20 protein-coding genes are annotated in these 17,617 nt (G+C 40.7%); 13 read left to right on the top strand and 7 right to left on the bottom strand.

The window, feature by feature from the left end:
- Positions 1 to 6 precede the first annotated feature (6 nt).
- The 3 genes from bfr to CWI32_RS09745 all read right to left on the bottom strand — a co-directional run bounded on the left by bfr (position 7) and on the right by CWI32_RS09745 (position 1,492).
- Entirely contained in the window at positions 7 to 471 is a 465-nt protein-coding gene (gene bfr, locus CWI32_RS09755) for a heteropolymeric bacterioferritin subunit Bfr (RefSeq protein ID WP_004896252.1), read from the bottom strand.
- 224 nt (positions 472 to 695) lie between these two features.
- Positions 696 to 890, bottom strand: coding sequence for a bacterioferritin-associated ferredoxin (locus CWI32_RS09750; RefSeq protein WP_005094295.1), 195 nt, complete (start codon positions 888 to 890; stop codon positions 696 to 698).
- A 218-nt stretch (positions 891 to 1,108) separates the two neighbouring features.
- The gene (locus CWI32_RS09745) at positions 1,109 to 1,492 is read right to left on the bottom strand and encodes a RidA family protein (protein WP_004787096.1); all 384 of its coding nucleotides are present in this window, start codon (positions 1,490 to 1,492) and stop codon (positions 1,109 to 1,111) included.
- Positions 1,493 to 1,623: 131 nt separating this feature from the next.
- Here CWI32_RS09745 and CWI32_RS09740 point away from each other — a divergent pair, with 131 nt between their 5' ends.
- Complete coding sequence (locus tag CWI32_RS09740) at positions 1,624 to 2,682, top strand: RNA-guided endonuclease InsQ/TnpB family protein (RefSeq protein ID WP_004787095.1); 1,059 nt, start codon at positions 1,624 to 1,626, stop codon at positions 2,680 to 2,682.
- Positions 2,683 to 2,755: 73 nt separating this feature from the next.
- Here CWI32_RS09740 and CWI32_RS09735 read toward each other — a convergent pair whose 3' ends face one another.
- The 3 genes from CWI32_RS09735 to gmk all read right to left on the bottom strand — a co-directional run bounded on the left by CWI32_RS09735 (position 2,756) and on the right by gmk (position 6,057).
- Positions 2,756 to 4,861 carry a RelA/SpoT family protein gene (locus CWI32_RS09735; RefSeq protein ID WP_100357313.1) on the bottom strand — a complete coding sequence of 702 codons (2,106 nt, stop codon included), beginning with the start codon at positions 4,859 to 4,861 and terminating at the stop codon, positions 2,756 to 2,758.
- Positions 4,862 to 5,075: 214 nt separating this feature from the next.
- Positions 5,076 to 5,357 (bottom strand): DNA-directed RNA polymerase subunit omega, encoded by a 282-nt coding sequence (gene rpoZ, locus CWI32_RS09730; RefSeq protein ID WP_004650579.1) that lies wholly within the window; start codon positions 5,355 to 5,357, stop codon positions 5,076 to 5,078.
- 76 nt (positions 5,358 to 5,433) lie between these two features.
- A complete protein-coding gene (gmk, locus tag CWI32_RS09725) occupies positions 5,434 to 6,057 on the bottom strand; it encodes a guanylate kinase (RefSeq protein ID WP_005094292.1) in 624 nt (207 codons plus the stop codon).
- Between the two features lie 134 nt (positions 6,058 to 6,191).
- On the opposite strand from gmk, the gene ispH reads away from it, so the two are divergent.
- The 12 genes from ispH to rplS all read left to right on the top strand — a co-directional run bounded on the left by ispH (position 6,192) and on the right by rplS (position 16,546).
- Positions 6,192 to 7,142: a 4-hydroxy-3-methylbut-2-enyl diphosphate reductase gene (ispH, locus tag CWI32_RS09720; protein WP_100535211.1), complete on the top strand. Its 951-nt coding sequence runs from the start codon at positions 6,192 to 6,194 to the stop codon at positions 7,140 to 7,142.
- A 161-nt stretch (positions 7,143 to 7,303) separates the two neighbouring features.
- Complete coding sequence (locus CWI32_RS09715) at positions 7,304 to 7,750, top strand: pilus assembly FimT family protein (RefSeq protein ID WP_100535210.1); 447 nt, start codon at positions 7,304 to 7,306, stop codon at positions 7,748 to 7,750.
- Between the two features lie 20 nt (positions 7,751 to 7,770).
- Positions 7,771 to 8,250 (top strand): type IV pilus modification protein PilV, encoded by a 480-nt coding sequence (gene pilV / locus CWI32_RS09710; protein ID WP_005249800.1) that lies wholly within the window; start codon positions 7,771 to 7,773, stop codon positions 8,248 to 8,250.
- Positions 8,250 to 9,119 (top strand): prepilin-type N-terminal cleavage/methylation domain-containing protein, encoded by an 870-nt coding sequence (locus CWI32_RS09705; RefSeq protein WP_100535209.1) that lies wholly within the window; start codon positions 8,250 to 8,252, stop codon positions 9,117 to 9,119. The genes pilV and CWI32_RS09705 overlap by 1 nt, the downstream gene beginning before the upstream one ends.
- Positions 9,116 to 9,889 (top strand): hypothetical protein, encoded by a 774-nt coding sequence (locus CWI32_RS09700; RefSeq protein ID WP_005249804.1) that lies wholly within the window; start codon positions 9,116 to 9,118, stop codon positions 9,887 to 9,889. The genes CWI32_RS09705 and CWI32_RS09700 overlap by 4 nt, the downstream gene beginning before the upstream one ends.
- A gap of 24 nt (positions 9,890 to 9,913) precedes the next feature.
- Positions 9,914 to 13,393 carry a pilus assembly protein gene (locus CWI32_RS09695; protein WP_100535208.1) on the top strand — a complete coding sequence of 1,160 codons (3,480 nt, stop codon included), beginning with the start codon at positions 9,914 to 9,916 and terminating at the stop codon, positions 13,391 to 13,393.
- Complete coding sequence (locus CWI32_RS09690) at positions 13,393 to 13,821, top strand: prepilin-type N-terminal cleavage/methylation domain-containing protein (protein ID WP_100535207.1); 429 nt, start codon at positions 13,393 to 13,395, stop codon at positions 13,819 to 13,821. Before CWI32_RS09695 ends, CWI32_RS09690 begins: the two co-directional genes overlap by 1 nt.
- Positions 13,818 to 14,249 carry a type IV pilin protein gene (locus CWI32_RS09685; protein ID WP_100535206.1) on the top strand — a complete coding sequence of 144 codons (432 nt, stop codon included), beginning with the start codon at positions 13,818 to 13,820 and terminating at the stop codon, positions 14,247 to 14,249. Before CWI32_RS09690 ends, CWI32_RS09685 begins: the two co-directional genes overlap by 4 nt.
- Before the next feature lie 146 nt (positions 14,250 to 14,395).
- Positions 14,396 to 14,653 (top strand): 30S ribosomal protein S16, encoded by a 258-nt coding sequence (gene rpsP / locus CWI32_RS09680; protein WP_005094274.1) that lies wholly within the window; start codon positions 14,396 to 14,398, stop codon positions 14,651 to 14,653.
- An 18-nt stretch (positions 14,654 to 14,671) separates the two neighbouring features.
- Positions 14,672 to 15,220 (top strand): ribosome maturation factor RimM, encoded by a 549-nt coding sequence (rimM, locus tag CWI32_RS09675; protein WP_100329381.1) that lies wholly within the window; start codon positions 14,672 to 14,674, stop codon positions 15,218 to 15,220.
- A 27-nt stretch (positions 15,221 to 15,247) separates the two neighbouring features.
- Positions 15,248 to 15,982, top strand: coding sequence for a tRNA (guanosine(37)-N1)-methyltransferase TrmD (gene trmD, locus CWI32_RS09670; RefSeq protein WP_100535205.1), 735 nt, complete (start codon positions 15,248 to 15,250; stop codon positions 15,980 to 15,982).
- 186 nt (positions 15,983 to 16,168) lie between these two features.
- Positions 16,169 to 16,546 (top strand): 50S ribosomal protein L19, encoded by a 378-nt coding sequence (rplS, locus tag CWI32_RS09665; protein WP_005094271.1) that lies wholly within the window; start codon positions 16,169 to 16,171, stop codon positions 16,544 to 16,546.
- A gap of 83 nt (positions 16,547 to 16,629) precedes the next feature.
- On the opposite strand, the gene CWI32_RS09660 is transcribed toward rplS, so the two are convergent.
- On the bottom strand, positions 16,630 to 17,598 hold the full coding sequence (locus CWI32_RS09660) for an esterase/lipase family protein (protein ID WP_074383612.1): 969 nt from the start codon (positions 17,596 to 17,598) through the stop codon (positions 16,630 to 16,632).
- Positions 17,599 to 17,617 lie beyond the last annotated feature (19 nt).

Below are 17,617 nucleotides of genomic sequence, written 5' to 3'. Positions count from 1 at the left end.
TGAATCTTAGAGCTGACTTTGAATATAGTTTTCGATACCCACACTTTCAATCAGATCGATTTGCGTGGTGGTCCAGTCCAGATAGTTTTCTTCTTTTTCCAGAATTTCCTGCACCAGATCACGGGTCACATAATCCATTTCAGTTTCAGCCAGTGCCACAGCTTTCTGAATGGTCTCAATGTTTTCTTTAACTTTACGTACATCACAATGCAGCACTTCTTGAGTATGCTGGCCGATATACAGTTTGCCCAGATGTTGCAGATTCGGCAGACCTTCTAAAAATAAAATCCGTTCAATAATTTTATCGGCATGCTTCATCTGCACAATCGATTCTTTATATTCTGCCGAGCCCAGTTTCTCAATGCCCCAGTCATTAAACATGCGTGAATGCAGGAAATACTGGTTAATTGCAGTTAGGTGGTGATACAACACCTGATTGAGCTGATTAATCACATCACGATTGCCTTTCATCACATAACTCCATTTGAACTGTTTTATCTTTCTAAGAAAGCGCTCTAACTCATGATAGTAAAGCAAGACAGGGGGCAATGGCGAGTAATTTATAGAACAGCAAATGAAAATCGCAATCGAATCCATCTCGGCTTAGATGAATGATAATAAAAACCCACCAGAGTCAGAGGCGGGGGAGGAAGAATGATCTTAGATCATTGGTGTTATCATTATCTTTATTCGGTTTAGGCGGCTACAGCCAGACGGGCCGCAATCTGTGAAACTTCATCACTGATGATCATACGGGCTTCCGGGGCACAGCGGCCACAGCAAGTCCCGAGGTCCAATGCATCGCGCACATCACGATAACTTTCAGCGCCATTTGCAATAGCATCTTTAATGTCTTGATCTGTAATGCCACGGCATAAACAAACGTACATAGGACACAACCACAGTGTTTAAATAAGATAAGTAATATTATTGATAATTGTTATCGTTTGTCAATAAAAATCATTTGAAATAGCTTTTATAATGATTGGTGATTTAGATAAAAAAATATCACTCAAGCAAAAATCCGATTATTGCTCGGGTTTTTGCTTGAGTGATTCATGATTGCAAACGAAATATAGAAGTTTAGGTATTAAATAAATTTTAAAAATTATTGCTGAATGATAACAACGCCATCCATCTCGACCAGAGCATCTTTTGGCAGGCTGGCAACACCGAGTGCTGCACGTGCTGGATAAGGCTGGGCAAAATATTCACCCATAATCTGGTTCACCAGCTGGAAGTGCGATAAATCAGTCAGATAAATATTCAGTTTGGCGATGTCTGCCAGAGAGCCACCGGCCGCTTCGCAGACGGCTTTTAAATTATCGAATACACGGCGAATCTGTGCTTCAATGCCTTCAACCAGTTCCATGCTGTATGGATCTAAACCTATTTGACCAGATAGATACAGGGTATCGCCCACAAGAATGGCTTGCGAATAGGTGCCAATGGCAGCAGGGGCATTTTCAGTATGGATTACTTGGCGGAACATTAATTTCTCCTTTTATCAAATGGAGCGTAAAACTCTGTCCTTCAGGGCAGAGATATAAGCGATACGACATAAAATGTCGTTGAATTTTTTAAAATCAACACCTTTAATTTAACATGATCTAAAATAAGCTCATGAAAACACTTAAATTACGCATAAAAGACAAACATTGCAAGGTGCTAGACCAATTAGCATCTGAGGTGAACTTTGTTTGGAATTATGTGAATGATTTGAGTTTCAAACACCTGAAAAGAACAGGTGACTTTTTCTCAGCATTTGATATGACTCAATACACAAAAGGAACTTCAAAATTGTGTGGTTTGCATAGTCAAACAGTGCAAGGGATAACAGAAGAATATGTTGATAAAAGAAGACAACACAAGAAAGCAAAGCTGAAATGGCGTGTGAGTAACAAGAAGTCAGCAAGACGTTCGCTTGGTTGGATACCATTTAAAAAAGTAGCGATTAAATATGCTGATGGATATGTGCAATACGGCAAGCAGAAATTTAAGCTATGGGATAGCTACGGCATAAGTAAATACAGCGTGAGAACAGGCTCATTCGTTGAGGATAGTCGTGGGCGCTGGTATGTGTGTCTTGTTGTGGACTCACCTAAACAAGACAAACCAACGGCAACTAAAGCGATTGGTATTGATCTTGGTCTAAAAGACGTTGCCACCTGCTCAGATGGTACTGTAATTTCAAATCCTAAGTTCTACCGTAATTACGAGCAGAAATTAGGGATTGCTCAAAGAGCAAGAAATAAAAAACGTGTACGTGCATTACACGCTAAAATTGCCAATTGTCGTAAAGACCATTTGCATAAAGCAAGCACTCTGCTTGTGAAAGAAAATGCACTGATTGTTGTAGGTGACTTAAGTGCGAGCAAACTTGTAAAAACCAAGATGGCGAAATCTGTTTTGGACACAGGATTTTCAGCACTGAAAACAATGCTCAAGTATAAATGCGAGAACGCAGGGGTATTGTTTGAGGAAGTCAGTGAGAAATTCACAACCCAAATCTGTTCGTGCTGCGGTGAAATTACCTCTAGCAGTCCCAAAGGTAGAACAGATTTGCGAATAAGAGTATGGGAATGTGAGTGTGGAAGTATAAATCATCGTGATTTAAATTCCGCTAAGAACATACTTGCGCTTGGGCATGAGCGTCTAGCAGTAGGAATCCGCTTGCTTTAGCTGGAGGATGTCAACATCAACATACATCATATTCGATCAATCCAGCCGACAACAGCATTATCGTTTTAAATGATTAACTCGCTTTAGATGCTTCGCTCAGAATAACGGGCCGGGTCAGACGGGTAATTCTTGGAAAACCGAAATACATACGCAGGTCCCGGATGATCTGGGCAATCTGTTTGCGGTTATGCACCACGATATTAACATAGGTCTGCTCATCCTGGGTGCGCACCATCTCTACCCCTGAATGTGCTTTACGACATTGATAAATCAGGTCAGAAATCTGCTCATCATCCATGGCCAGATCAATGCTGAGATAAGCGCTAAAGCTGATATCGTCCAGATCATCGGCAGTCCACTGCAATGGCATGATATTTTCAGGATGCTGATGCTGTTCGTGCAACAGGTTATGACAGCGTGAACGGTGCACAATCAGGCCACGACGAGTCAAATGACCCTGAATCGGATCGCCAAGCACCGGATTACAGCAATGTGCATATTTGACATCTACACCTTCAGTGCCCTGAATCAGGCGCCCTGAGCTGGCAATGTTTTGATGCTGGTCTTGGGCGAATAAATGATTGGCCACCAGTTGCGGCAATAAGTCACCGACTGCAATCTGCTCAAAGAGTTGCTCTTTAGTCGCAATATGGCGCCATTCCAGCAGGTTTTTCCAGTCCGCTTCGGTCAGATCCCGGATCGAACGATGAAACAGTTTTAGGGCACGATTCAGTGCTTGCTGACCGACCAGACGCTGTTCGTCCAGATCCTGATCGCGCAAGATATTCTGAATGGCACGGCGGGCTTTTTGGGTGTTAATAAAGCTGAGCCAGTCCGGGTTGGGGGTTGCCAGGACATCGGTAATGATTTCGACCACCTGGCCGCTGACTAGCGGGGTAGAGAGCGGTTTAGTCTCATTGTTAATTTTCGCCCCGATGGCATGGTTGCCCAGAAACAGGCTGGCCGCATAAGCAAAATCAACCGCTGTCGCACCTTGCGGCAATTCGTGTAAATGCCCATGCGGGGTATATACCCAGATTTTTTCCTGATGCAGATAATCCAGTAATTCACTAAAGGTGGTTTTGGCGCATTCACCATCGACCAACACGTTCAGATTTTGCATCGAGGCCTGAATTGCAGAACGACAGGCTTGCGGGGCATTTTCACCCAGTACCACACCAAAACGTGCGGCTTTACGCATCAGTTCGGTTTGAATGGTGAGCGACAAGGTGGTCTTTTCGCCTTTTAAACGCATCATCAAGGACTGGTTGCCACCGGGTAATGGACGGCGAATATGATCTTCATAGCTTTGAATTTTAAAGCTTTGAGTCAGAATTTCTGCCAGACGGTCACAATCTGCAATGCTTTGTAAAATAATTTCAAATGCATGACTATGGGTCAGCTCTTGCAGGTCAATATCATTTTTAACAAAGTGGCGTAACAGCTCAATATTGTTATTTTTCTTTTTGATTCGACCTTCAATTTTATAGTCTTCTAAGAGATCATTCAGCTTTTGTTCCCAGATCGCCTGATATTCACAACGTTTTGGCTTGGTTTCTAATAGCGCTGCCTGAACGTTGTTATACATGTCCAGATCAAGATTCTGATAACACAGATGTTCCAGATTGTCGGCCATTTCATTCATGCCGACAATACGTGCCATCGGCACAAAAATTTCAAAGGTTTCGCGGGCGATACGCGCGCGTTTGTCCGGGCGTAGCGCCTCTAAAGTAGTCATGTTGTGATAGCGGTCGGCCAGTTTCACAATAATGACACGTGGGTCCTGTAAGGTGGCTTGCAGGATTTTTCGGAATGACGCGGCTTTATTATATTCTTTATCGCTGGAATGGCTGAGTTTGGTCACGCCATCGACCAGCTCGGCCACGGTAAAACCAAAAGTCTCGCTGATATCATCTTTATTGAAGTCGGTATCTTCAATCACATCATGTAACAAAGCAGCCATCAGGGTTTCAGTGTCCAGACGCATATGCGCCAAGATACAGCTCACCGCAATCGGATGCAGGATATAGGGTTCGCCACTTTTACGCACAATTCCGTCATGCGCGATATCTGCATAATCACAGGCCGCAAGCACACGTTCGACATCACGTTCATTTAAATACGCGTCGATCATCATCTCTAACTGTTGCTTGGCTTGACTGACCTGTGGGCCTGGCATAAAACACCTTTAAAACTGAGTTTCTTACAAATAAAACCATGAAAGCTTTGATTAAATATGAATTGTAGCGCTTGCCAAATTTTTACTTTAACAAATAGAAAGCGGATTCAAGTTCGATAGCTAACCCTTATGTTATAACCGTTCTGGCATAAATATAAAAGTCACATAACAAAAAAAGCCTAGTTTAAAACTAGGCTTTTTTTGTGACGATCTCTTATTGGAAAGAAAAACCGTCTAAGTTTAGATTATTTGCAGAAAGTGCAAGGTCCAGACTTGATGTTTGATAGTCCTGATCACGTTGTTTCAAAATATCTTTGGATACATGACCTGCAGCGATTTCACGTAAAGCAACAACAGTCGGTTTGTCATTGTCCCATTCTACAGTTGGTTCAATACCTTGACGTGCCAATTGACGCGCGCGCTTGCTTGCCACTAGTACAAGCTCAAAGCGGTTGTCTACATGGTCTAAACAATCTTCAACGGTGACGCGTGCCATAAGAATTCTCGTTTGAATAATAAATTTTAACAGACTGCACAGTATAAAAGGCTTTGCCTATAGACTCAAGTTTTAATCACTGTTCAGTGGGTGTGATCAGTTGCTGAATCAGTTTTTCATGACGGTTGGCTTGCTGCGACAAGGTTAAACGGTTGGCGATAATGACCGCTTCGAGATCATGCAGTGCCTTGTTAAAGTCATCATTGATAATAATATAGTCAAAGTTGCTATATTGCTGCATATCTTCCACTGCACAGCTCAGACGATGTTCAATCACATCAACTGTGTCCGTACCCCGGTTAGACAGACGTTCACGCAGGTCAAACTGACTTGGTGGCAAGATAAAAATTTGTTGAGATTCAGGAAAAAGTCGACGGACTTGTTGTGCACCTTGCCAGTCAATTTCCAGCAGCACATCATGGCCTTTGGCCAGTTGTTCTTTAACGGTCGCCTGCGCGGTACCGTAGTAATTACCGAATACTTCTGCGTATTCAATAAAACCACCTTCATTGACCAGATTTAAAAAATCGTCTTTCTGGGAGAAATGATAGTGCACGCCATCGAGTTCGCCAGGTCGTTGACCGCGTGTGGTATGGGACACAGAAACGTGAAGGTTATTGACACGCTCAAGTAGGGCTTTAACAAGGGATGTTTTGCCTGTTCCAGACGCTGCAGAAACGACAAACAAGAGACCCGACATGATATTTTTCCTGATATGATAAAATATCTTCTCTATTTTAGAGTAGACCGGCTTTAAACTAAATAGTTACCAGTCGATTGTTTTACATTTATTTCAATTGAACCGCTAAAAATGGTGTGAGTATTGAGGATTCTATGGAAATTGTTTTAGCCAACCCACGTGGTTTTTGTGCTGGTGTAGATCGTGCCATTGCGATCGTGAACCGTGCCCTAGAATGCTTTAATCCACCGATTTATGTACGGCATGAAGTGGTACATAACAAATTTGTAGTCGATGACCTACGTCAGCGTGGCGCGATCTTTGTTGATGAACTTGATGAAGTGCCCGATGACAATATTGTGATTTTTAGCGCACATGGGGTTTCAAAAGCGGTACAGCTTGAAGCCGAACGCCGTGGTTTAAAGGTTTTTGATGCGACCTGTCCGTTGGTGACCAAGGTGCATATCGAAGTGACCAAATATGCCCGTGAAGGCGTAGAAGCCATTCTGATTGGTCATGAAGGTCACCCTGAAGTCGAAGGTACCATGGGTCAGTATGACAAGAAAAATGGTGGTGAAATTTATCTGGTCGAAGATGAAGACGATGTTGCTGCCTTAACTGTGCATCATCCTGAAAAAGTGGCTTTTGTCACGCAAACAACCTTGTCGATTGATGATACCGCAAAAGTGATTGATGCTTTACGCCAAAAATTCCCGCTGATTCAAGGGCCGCGTAAAGATGATATTTGCTATGCCACCCAAAACCGCCAGGATGCAGTACGAGATCTAGCCGAGCGTTGTGATGTGGTACTTGTCGTGGGTTCGCCAAATTCATCAAACTCCAACCGTCTGCGTGAGTTGGCAGAACGTATGGGTAAAGCGGCCTATCTGGTTGATAATGCCGATGAACTCAAACAGGAATGGTTTGAAGAAAATGCCCAGATTGGAGTAACCGCCGGAGCCTCTGCACCAGAAATTCTGATTAAACAAGTCATTCAGCGTTTACAGGATTGGGGTGCCCAAGCACCTAAAGAGCTGGATGGTCGTGAAGAGAATATTACATTTAGTTTACCCAAAGAGTTACGTATTCCGGTAACTCAAGCCTAAAGTGTTAAGTACTTAACATTCTGAATTTTTTAGGAATTGACAGATAATTGCTTTTTGGCAATTATCTGTTTTTTTATACCTTTTATCTGTTGTGTGTATGTTTTGTAATTAAGTGAGATATTATTTTTAATAGGGTAAAGTTTTGTTGCTTTGGGGGCTGGATGAAAAAGAATAAGGGATTTACGTTAATTGAGCTGATGGTGACGATTGCAGTGTTGGCGATTGTTGCCATGATGGCTGCGCCTTCGTTTCAATCTTTAATTCAAAACAATGAATTAAAGGAAGGGGTGGATAAGATTCTTTTTTCTTTAAATGATGCAAAAAATAATGCACGTTTGACTCGACAGGTTTCTGTATTGAAATTAGATAGTTCCTATAGTGTTCCAGCAACTGCAAAAATTTTCGATTTAAGTACTGGATTAGGAACAAATTTAGAATTGCAAAACAATAATGTAAAAGCAATTTATTTTTTAGCGAATGGGCAGGTTCAAACTGAAAATGCAGTGTACCCAGTTTGTATAAGTGTAAAGCACAGTAAAAGTTTAAAAATTGAATCTATAACTATAACCCAGTTGGGATTGATTACTAGAGCTTTGAAAACATGCTAATGAGAAAATAAGAGAAAAATATGAAATATCAGAAAGGTGTCGGTTTGATGGAAGTCATAGTCGCAATGCTCTTATTGGGAGTTGCTGTTTTAGGTTTTGCATTGTTACAGTACAAATCTTTGGGGATGGGAGAGCAGGCTTTACGTAAAATAGAGGCAGTTAATATTGCTCGAAACTTAAGTGAGCGTATGTATTTTAATAGGTCAGGTACGTATAAAGGTGTGAGTTCGACAGACACAACCAAGTGCTTAAATGCGTATTGTACTGCGAATGATTTTGCACTCAAAGATATTGCAGATGTAACTCAACTGGCAAAAAACAAGAATATGACTATAGCCATACTTTCCTGTCCAGATACAAAAAATTTGAGAAATTGTATATATGTAGCATGGGATGAAACCAAAGCATCTCAAAGTAATAGTGATGCTGCAGCCTGTACAGAAGCAGATAAATTTAAATATAAGTCAGGTGCCCGTTGTGTTGTAGTGGAGGCATTCTAATGAAAATCAAAATTAAGGGGTTTACCCTTGTTGAGTTAATGGTTGCTTTAGCGCTTGGGTTGATTATTGTTGCTGCTGCTATACAGCTTTTAATTAGTGGGCAGTCTACGCTTTCATATCAAAAAGCAATGGAAAATGTGCAAGATAATGCAAATTTTGGCATGAACTATATTACAGCTGATATTCGTCAGACCAATTTAGATTTGGGTGGGCGAATAATGAAAAATAGTAAATTATCTGGTTTGATTGTTAAAAAAGAGAATTACCCTTCAGCAATGACAACTACTGATTTAGCATTAAGTTCTACATCAACTGGAGATAGTTTAGCCAATATAAAAAGTGACATTTTAGTGATTCAGTATAAACCAGCACAGCTTAATGGTTTTGATTGTGAAGGTAAGAAAGTTACTTCAGCAACAACGGTGGTTGTACAAAAATATTTTATTCGAAAAGATGAAAAAAGTAAAAACGATTATGTTCTCGCTTGTGCGGCAGGGCATTATGACTCTAGTGCAGTAACCCCTACCTTGACTGATTTAACCAGTAGTAGTACAGGTCAGGTTGTTTTACAGCGAGTAGACCAATTTAAAGTGCTTGTTGGTGTTGTGAATGCTTCAAACCAAATGAGTTACCTCACTCTAAAACAATTTGCAGATGCTGCAACTACTATTAGGCCGGTTACGTTACAACTAGGTGTGCTTATACGCTCTGTTGATAATTCGGGTGGAAATACTGTTATTCCCGCATCTTATACCTTATTAAATAACTCTTATACAGTAAGTAATCCTACAGGCGTTACTGGAAAATTTTTAAGAGTTCCTTTGGAGCAAACTGTTGTCATGCGTAATGCAATAGGAGATGCGCAATGAGTTTAAAGACAAACACGCAGATGGGCTCAACGTTGATCGTAGTGCTGTTTATACTGATTGTAATCACCATCATTGGTGCAATGGCAGTAAAGGCAGGATGGTTTGGACTTAAAGTGGCAACTAATAGTCAAGCTATTCAAATTTTAAATCAGAATACTGATGCAGTTTTTATTCCTATTGAAGATAAAGCCAAACTCGAAACCTATTTACTCGGAACAAATTTGTTTGGTTATCCAAAAATGGATGCAAATCGAAATAAAGAATTGGTTTTCTGTTACAAGGGGTCGGAGAAAGACTTTTTTTCCTTGCGTAGAGCTGGTCTTGCTTATATTGATAATTCTTCAAAATTACAAACATCGAATTTAGGAACGCTTGATAGTTTTTGTAAATATGAGGATGGCTTCTTTAGCAGTGGCCGTTCTGCTGCTTTGACGCAGATTTCAGTGCGTGTTGGTACGTCTACTATTAAGCCTGTGTTGCCTTTTAGTGGTGTGCCAGAAGGTACTGATGCTGAAGGAGCAAAAATTGATGAGCCAAAAACACTCGTAGTGACTGCGATCTCAGTTATGCCTGTTTTAAGTAGTGCTTCTGCGAAAGAGATAAATGCATGTTTAAAAAGAGCGAGTTATATCGATCCAAGTATTACAGATATTAGTACCGATGACAAAGTCACTGTATCTGAGTGTTTGCATAAGTTAAATGTACCGTTTACTACTCAGATTTCTGAATATAGTTTGGGGCAATTTTTAAAAAAATCAGGTTCGACCTGAGGTTAGGATTAGTTAGAGGTTTTTATGAACAAGAATAAACAGATTCCAAGCCATTGGATGCGTTTTAAAGTGTCGACTTTAGCTGCATCTGTAACTTCGTTGATTTTGGCGGGTTTACCTGTGCAAATTCAGGCAAGTGATATTGATATTTATCAAGCGGGGGGGACTGGGACAACTAAGATTTATATGATGCTCGATAAGTCGGGAAGTATGAACCACGATACTTATATGAAACAAGATTATGGTAATAGTTTTACTACTAAAGGAAGCTGGTGGGAGTGGTGGGATACTACAACTGAAGTATGTTCAAAAGGTACGACAATAAATTCATCTTTATATAACTCACTTAAAGTGGGGGAATATAATTACACAATTAAAGATACTGATATGTATTGTCAAGTTGATTTATCAAAGACTTTTGATACTGATGATGCTGGATATAAAGCAAAAATAAAAAAATTATGTGTGTTGCAAAGTGGAACAACATACAATTGTTATAACCGAATTGTTAATCTAAGGAAAGGCTTAATATCCCTCATCTTAGATTCAACTATTGGTAAAGATATTCAACTTGGACTAGGTGTATATTCAGGTTCAAAAGCTGAAAATTTACAAGACTTTTTATCAATGGATCCTGATACGACAAACAAAAAAACTTTAATTAATAAAATTCAAAAAATTACAGCAAATGGTGGAACTCCTATAGCAACAGCATATAATTTCGCTGGTAAGGTTTATATTGATACATCGGGAAGTTCGAATACTAGCGAGAGTTGTACGGGAAATGGGATCTATTTTTTAACAGATGGTACGCCTGATGGAGATAGTGCAAACTTTTCTTACCCTAGCGGGCTTACAAAAAAAACGGATAAAAACTTGGTTGGAACAGGTTCATATTCTAGTTACTGGAAAGAGATTGGCTATTATGCTCAGTCCATTCGAGCACATAATAAAAAAGTGAAAACTGCTACAGTAGGTTTTGGTGGAGGGTACTTAACATCTGATGATGCGATTATTACGCAAGGTGATAAAAAATACTTTGATTGTAGTAAAGTGGGTACTGCAAATAGTAATGAGCGTAATTTATGTTTGTGGGGCTCTAAAACCATACCTAATGGAACAGGTAGTGAAGGTGGTTATGGTGAAGGTGGTTTCTATACTGCACAATCTTCTGAGGATTTAGTTGCGAGTTTAAAATCGTTTATTACTGAAACTACCGTACCTATCGAAGGTTCAACCATCGGTAGCAGCACCATTCCAGTAGATGCATTAAATACAAATCAGTTGCAGCCTTTTGCTTATTTCCCGATGTTTAAACCGTTGATTGGCACGCAAGATCAGCTATGGATCGGCAACTTAAAAAAATACAATGTTATTGACGGTACTTTATATGATATTAATAAAAAATTGGTATATAGCAATGCAACAGATTTTAATACTGCATTGAAAGATTATTGGTTTAACAGCAGCGCTGCACAGCCAGATCAAGTAATCAGCTATGGTGGTAATTTAAGTCAATTATTGGGTACGCAATTACCCAAATTAGATGGATCAAATTTAGTTTTACAAAGAAAAGTATTTATCAACAGTGATAGTTCTGCTGGGGAATTAAAATCTGCGGAAAGCATTCTTAAATCAGAAACTTTGGCTGAGCGAGAGTACTTATATGGTTTATTGGGATATTCAAAACTCACAGAAGCCGATTTAACGGCGTTAAGACAAAAATCTTATACAGAGCAATTAACCTATTTAAAAACTAAAGATGCATTAAAAGGTTACCAACTAGGTTCTATTATTCATTCTTCACCTATTTTACTCACACAAAAAGGTGCAATTGTTGCTGATACGGGGTCATTAGGGTCAGTAGATCGTGATGACTATGTGCTTTTTGGTACAACACAAGGTGTTCTGCATGTTGTTAAATCGGGAACACAAAATGCCCAAGTAATAAATGGTAGTGGAATCGCTTCGGGGAGTGGTGAAGAAGTGTTTTCATTTGTTCCTAAAGAAATGTTGGCTAGACAAAAAAAGGGCTTCTTTGAATCAATGGCTGTAGAGAAAGCCTCAGATAATAATGATAATTTTTATTATGGAATAGATGGTCCTTGGACTGCACATACGGTTTATGAGCCTAATTTTTATGATGCTATAGTCGATGGAAAAACTGTTGAACGTGACGGTTTGCAAGTAAAAGCAGATGGGAAAAACAGTCATCAATATGTATATGGGGGCTTACGTATGGGAGGACGGAGCTATTACGCTTTAAACCTTTCTGATATGTCTAAGCCAAAACTGATGTTCCATATTGACCCAGATAGTGCAACAAGCGGAGCATTGTCCTATATGGGGCAAAGTTGGTCTAAACCAACAGTTGCTTATATCAAATGGAATGGTCAGCGCAAACTCGCCATGATTGTAGGTGGTGGCTATGATATGAAATATGAGGATCCTACTTTTACTAGCTCATCTTCTGGGAATGTAAAAGGAAACGGGATTTATATTTTTGATGCAGAAAATGGAAAGTTGCTCTGGTGGGGCAGTAGTAATGCTGGAAATCGAGATGGAACTGCAACAGGCGGGGTTGAAACGAAAATTGATGGTATGGTTAATAGTATTCCATCAAGAGTAAAAACAGTAGACCGAGATGGTGATGGTTTAGTCGATCATCTTTATGTCGGTGACTTGGGAGGTAAGGTGTTTCGTGTAGATTTGAATCCAAGCCACAAAGCAAATGATGTAAATAATAAGTTTGTGCTTAATGCTTTTGAGTTTGCCGATGCAAAAGAAGCCGGTAAAAATCCCCCACGTTTTTATGAGGCACCCACATTTACCATTCATACAAATACTGTAGCTAAAAAATATGCAGTCATTTCGATGGCTTCAGGAGATAGAAGTAGTCCTTTGAAGTCTGACAGTTCTGCACAAGATATGATTTTAGGGTTCTATGATAATGATGTAACTAAAACTACACCTGCAAAAGGCACAACAGTCAAATTAACAAATATGAATGAAATTTATAAGGCTGGTGCAGCGACTGATAAAACAGCTGGCTGGTATTATCGATTACCTATCATAACAGCTACTAGTGGGGGTAATTCAAAATCATATCAAACAAGAGGATTATCCGAAGGCGTCGCTCTAGATGGTGATTTATACTATTCAATTTTTGACCCAAGTAAAACCAACAATGGCAGTAATGGAAGTAGTACCAGTTGTTCTGGCGGTATTGTTGGAGTAAGTACAGCAGTCAAATTATGTTTGCCATCTGGTAAGTGTGGAACAGATACAAAAATTACAACTGTAGGTGACTTAGGTGGAGGGATTATTGGTCTCAATGTTGGACCTGGCTCTACCCAAGGTTCTCGAAAATTAATTTTTAATAAACCTCCAGAAATATGTATTGGTTCAGACTGCACACAAAATTCAATTACAGAGTATCAAACTGCAAATAAGTTATTACCAACCCGTTGGTATGATATGACACCATATGTGGGAGCGAAATAATGGCTAAAGGGTTTACATTAATTGAATTAATGTTGGCTGTTATTATTATTGCGATTTTGGCAGCCATTGCGCTGCCAAGTTACCAACATTATGCACGTAAAAATAATGAAAAAATTGTTGAACAGAAATTGCAAGATATTGCACTTAAGCTTGAAAGTGAACGGAGTACAAACTTTAGTTATAAAAATTTTATATTAGATTCTGAAGATAAAACTACCCCGAAAGGCAAGGTAGGAACAGATATTAAATATAATATTGTTATTGATACTTCAATTTTTCAAAAATGGATATTAGTAGCGTGTGTCAATAAAGATTTAAAAGATGCTGCTAAATACAATAACTTTGCGTTGAATAGTGAGGGAACTTCATGCCGATGGAAAGAAACAGATACATGTACGGTGCCTGCAAGTTGTAAGGTGTCATCATGATTAAAAATGGCTTTACATTAATTGAGTTAATGATTGTAGTTGTAATCATAGGCATCTTAGCTGCAATTGCTTATCCAAATTATATAGAATACTCAAAAAGAACAAAAAGAGTTGAAGCACAAACACTTATGCAAGAGATGGCTCAAAAGTTAACGGCTTACAAAATTGCAAATGGTTCTTTCAAAGATATTGGAACTTCCGGATTAGTCAATTCTACAATACCGACAACCGGAGCAAGTAATTATAATCTTTCAATTACAGATATTGACGGCGTAGCCTATTCTGCAACGACAAAAAATGGTTCATGGCGTTTAACTGCGACACCAATAAATGGAATGCTAAATACTGGTGTGTTAACACTGGACTCTCAAGGAAAACAGTGTTGGTATAAGGATGCTCTGGTCTGCTCGCCATGGGACGGCAAATAACTCCAAATCCAAAATTGTAGCCAAACACACTTTTTAATCTTTCATTCAGGGCAAAGTTCAAGTAAAATACTGCCCTCTATGAAAGGGGTTTGAGCTGTATCGATGGTCGATACAGGGATAATCCGTAAAAACTATAAGGTTCTATCATGGTTGTTATTCGTCTTACTCGTGGTGGTGCTAAAAAGCGTCCATTCTATCAAATCGTTGTAACTGACAGCCGCAATGCGCGTGACGGTCGTTTCATCGAACGTATCGGTTTCTTCAACCCGACAGCTCAAGGTAAAGCAGAAAAACTTCGTTTAGATGCTGACCGTTTTGCTCACTGGGTTTCTCAAGGTGCTCAACCTTCAGATCGCGTTGCTTCTTTAGCTGCTCAAGCTAAAAAAGCTGCAACTGCTGTTTAATATGGTAGTAGATTGCCCATGACACCAACACAGAATGTTCCCGAAGATCGTATTCAGATTGGACAGCTACGTTCAGCATATGGATTAAATGGGTGGCTCTGGGTCTATTCCAATACAGAACCCATGAGCAACATATTTGACTATCTGCCTTGGTACATTGAGACCAAAGCAGGTTGGCAAATTGTCGATGTAAAACGTTGGAAACCACATGGTAAAGGCCTGGTTGTTTCGCTTAAAGGTGTGAGTGATCGCACTGGGGCAGACCAACTGGTTGGCACCAATGTCTGGATTGCTAAATCGCAACTGCCTCAAGCGGGTGTAGATGAATATTATTGGTCTGATTTAAAGGGTCTAACAGTGTTAGGTCTGAATGATGAGGATCAAGAAGTGAATCTCGGTCAAATTTTTGAACTGTTTGAAACAGGTGCCAATGATGTGATGGTGGTTCGCGCAACTGCCGACAGTATCGATGGCGAAGAGCGCATGATTCCATGGCATAAAGATGTGGTACAACGCGTTGATCTTGAAGCTGGTCGTATTTACGTCAATTGGGGCGTAGACTACTAACACTTTTTGGAAATAAGGGAGTCTGCGATGTTTTTTGCAGTCATTACGCTTTTTCCTGAAATGTTTGAAGCGATTACAGCCTACGGTATTAGCGGGCGCGCAGCAAAACGTGATTTGATGCAAATTCATTGCATCAATCCACGCGATTTTGCAACGGGCAACTATAAACGGGTGGATGAACGTCCATTCGGTGGTGGTCCGGGTATGGTGATGATGGCAAAGCCTCTGGCACAAGCAATTCACCGTGCCAAAGAGCTTGCAAATGAAGCAGGCGCAGTTCAGGTTCCTGTGGTGTATATGTCACCGCAAGGAAAAACCTTAAATGAAGCTGCGGTACAGGACTTCGTTCAATATGACGGATTGATTGTACTGTGTGGGCGTTATGAGGGGGTCGATGAACGTTTGATCCAGCAATATGTTGATCAGGAATGGTCAATTGGTGATTATGTTTTGTCGGGTGGTGAACTGCCAGCGATGGTTTTATTGGACAGTATTATCCGGAGACTTCCGGGGGCGATGTCTGATGAACAATCCCATGTGCAAGACTCCTTTGTGGATGGTCTGTTAGACTGCCCACAATATACCAAGCCTGACCAGTTTGAAGGTTTGGATGTGCCTGAGGTACTTAAATCAGGTCATCATGCAAACATTGAAAAATGGCGGTTTTTGCAGCGTTATCAACGGACACTTGAACGTCGACCTGAACTGGTCGAACAAGTAGAATTGACCAAGCAGCAAAAAAAATGGCTGAAAGATTTGTAAGACATTGCTGAGAAATTGGTGCTGTCTTCGAAAACGGTACTTAAATTGAGTTTAAGTATTCTTTAATAGGCTCTTTAAAGTTGAGATGGTCAACTTTAAAGGGAAAGATAATCGGGTCTATGCGCTTTAGCCTCTAGCCCCCGCGATGATCAGACCTCTTCTGACTCGCATTATTGGAGATACCCCATGAGCGGTAAGCATCCTTTAGTTCAAGTAATTGAAAATGCACAATTGAAACAAGACATCCCTGCTTTCGCACCAGGTGATACAGTGATTGTTTCTGTAAAAGTTAAAGAGGGCGACCGTGAGCGTCTTCAGGCTTTTGAAGGTGTGGTAATTGCGAAGAAAAACCGTGGCTTGAACTCTGCGTTCACAGTACGTAAAATTTCTAGCGGTGTTGGTGTTGAGCGTGTATTCCAAACTCACTCTCCAATCGTAGCTAAAGTTGAAGTGAAACGTCGTGGTGATGTTCGTCGCGCTAAACTTTACTACCTACGCGAATTGTCTGGTAAAGCTGCACGTATCCGTGAAAAATTACCAGCTCGTAAAGTTAAAGCTTCTTAAGTTTAGGCTCAAGTTAAGTTTTATCTCGAGTTAAAAAATGCGCCTTTGGGCGCATTTTTTATATTCTAATATTGATATAAGAACTATAAGCCTTGAAGCTTCAACCGGTTGGCATGTTGGCGATACACATCGACCGGGTCAGGGGCAAAGATGCTTTTCAGGCCCAAGACCATATTGACTTCATCTAAGTGATTCCAGTTGTAGTTATCACGAATGGTTTTACCAAATTTGGCACTACAGCGAGAGACCAGACCATCATTGTCCTTGCCACCATCAATCAGCAGGCTGGTGACTTTCAAAGCAGAGTCAGGATCGAGAATATTGGTGACTGTGCCGGTGCCGGTAAATGAATAGTTATAAATATTATTCTGTTTATAGGCACCTTCGCCACAGGTCGTGCTTGACATTCCCAGCGGATATTTCTGATTAAATTGTGCCGATCCTGCCAGTGTCAGACTGCGACCACCTGCAAGAGAATCATGCGGGAAGCTGTTTGGATCCAGTCCTTGGGCCCAGGTGATGGCTTTAGACACCAGATTAATCCCACCGACCAAAGGGCCTTGTAGTGGCGTATCTTCTGCCTGAAGAATCAGATCTGCAACTGGTGAGCCTTTATGCGGCGCACCGACCGCAGTCAGAGAGGCGACCAGTTGAGGCGCTACACCAGCGACATAACGAATCGTGGGACCACCATGAGAATGACCAATCAGATTGACTTTAGATGCGCCTGTAATCGCCCGAATTTCCTTCACTTGTTCTAAGAGTTGTTCACCGCGAATTTCTGATGAGTTAAACGGCGATACTCGGGTCGCCCAGACATTGCCACCATTGCGGGCCAGATCCGGTAAAATCTGATACCAGTAATCCAGACCAAACTGATCTGTACCGACCCGGATAAAGCCTGCCATCCCGTGTGCAAACACGATGGGATATTGGGTCTTGGCATAGTGTGAGCTGGCTTTCGCTGTGACCTGACTGGCCTGAGTGGATGCCTGAGCCGTGACACATGTGCCTGCCAGCAGCAGACTGGTGATGAATAATCCGTATTTCATGCTATTTTCCTCATTTTTG

Origin of the sequence: Acinetobacter pseudolwoffii, assembly GCF_002803605.1 — a bacterium.
GTDB classification, from domain to species: Bacteria; Pseudomonadota; Gammaproteobacteria; order Pseudomonadales; family Moraxellaceae; genus Acinetobacter; species Acinetobacter pseudolwoffii.
This window is presented reverse-complemented; position numbering and strand designations above follow the sequence as displayed.

What these genes read in the sequence shown, in the direction of transcription:
- rimM (WP_100329381.1), top strand. Translation starts at nt 14,672, where the DNA reads ATGACACCAACACAGAATGTTCCCGAAGATCGTATTCAGATTGGACAG.
- rpoZ (WP_004650579.1), bottom strand. Translation starts at nt 5,357, where the DNA reads ATGGCACGCGTCACCGTTGAAGATTGTTTAGACCATGTAGACAACCGC.
- CWI32_RS09660 (WP_074383612.1), bottom strand. Translation starts at nt 17,598, where the DNA reads ATGAAATACGGATTATTCATCACCAGTCTGCTGCTGGCAGGCACATGT.
- CWI32_RS09695 (WP_100535208.1), top strand. Translation starts at nt 9,914, where the DNA reads ATGAACAAGAATAAACAGATTCCAAGCCATTGGATGCGTTTTAAAGTG.
- CWI32_RS09750 (WP_005094295.1), bottom strand. Translation starts at nt 890, where the DNA reads ATGTACGTTTGTTTATGCCGTGGCATTACAGATCAAGACATTAAAGAT.
- bfr (WP_004896252.1), bottom strand. Translation starts at nt 471, where the DNA reads ATGAAAGGCAATCGTGATGTGATTAATCAGCTCAATCAGGTGTTGTAT.
- rpsP (WP_005094274.1), top strand. Translation starts at nt 14,396, where the DNA reads ATGGTTGTTATTCGTCTTACTCGTGGTGGTGCTAAAAAGCGTCCATTC.
- ispH (WP_100535211.1), top strand. Translation starts at nt 6,192, where the DNA reads ATGGAAATTGTTTTAGCCAACCCACGTGGTTTTTGTGCTGGTGTAGAT.
- CWI32_RS09690 (WP_100535207.1), top strand. Translation starts at nt 13,393, where the DNA reads ATGGCTAAAGGGTTTACATTAATTGAATTAATGTTGGCTGTTATTATT.
- CWI32_RS09740 (WP_004787095.1), top strand. Translation starts at nt 1,624, where the DNA reads ATGAAAACACTTAAATTACGCATAAAAGACAAACATTGCAAGGTGCTA.
- rplS (WP_005094271.1), top strand. Translation starts at nt 16,169, where the DNA reads ATGAGCGGTAAGCATCCTTTAGTTCAAGTAATTGAAAATGCACAATTG.
- gmk (WP_005094292.1), bottom strand. Translation starts at nt 6,057, where the DNA reads ATGTCGGGTCTCTTGTTTGTCGTTTCTGCAGCGTCTGGAACAGGCAAA.
- CWI32_RS09715 (WP_100535210.1), top strand. Translation starts at nt 7,304, where the DNA reads ATGAAAAAGAATAAGGGATTTACGTTAATTGAGCTGATGGTGACGATT.
- CWI32_RS09745 (WP_004787096.1), bottom strand. Translation starts at nt 1,492, where the DNA reads ATGTTCCGCCAAGTAATCCATACTGAAAATGCCCCTGCTGCCATTGGC.
- CWI32_RS09705 (WP_100535209.1), top strand. Translation starts at nt 8,250, where the DNA reads ATGAAAATCAAAATTAAGGGGTTTACCCTTGTTGAGTTAATGGTTGCT.
- CWI32_RS09700 (WP_005249804.1), top strand. Translation starts at nt 9,116, where the DNA reads ATGAGTTTAAAGACAAACACGCAGATGGGCTCAACGTTGATCGTAGTG.
- trmD (WP_100535205.1), top strand. Translation starts at nt 15,248, where the DNA reads ATGTTTTTTGCAGTCATTACGCTTTTTCCTGAAATGTTTGAAGCGATT.
- CWI32_RS09685 (WP_100535206.1), top strand. Translation starts at nt 13,818, where the DNA reads ATGATTAAAAATGGCTTTACATTAATTGAGTTAATGATTGTAGTTGTA.
- CWI32_RS09735 (WP_100357313.1), bottom strand. Translation starts at nt 4,861, where the DNA reads ATGCCAGGCCCACAGGTCAGTCAAGCCAAGCAACAGTTAGAGATGATG.
- pilV (WP_005249800.1), top strand. Translation starts at nt 7,771, where the DNA reads ATGAAATATCAGAAAGGTGTCGGTTTGATGGAAGTCATAGTCGCAATG.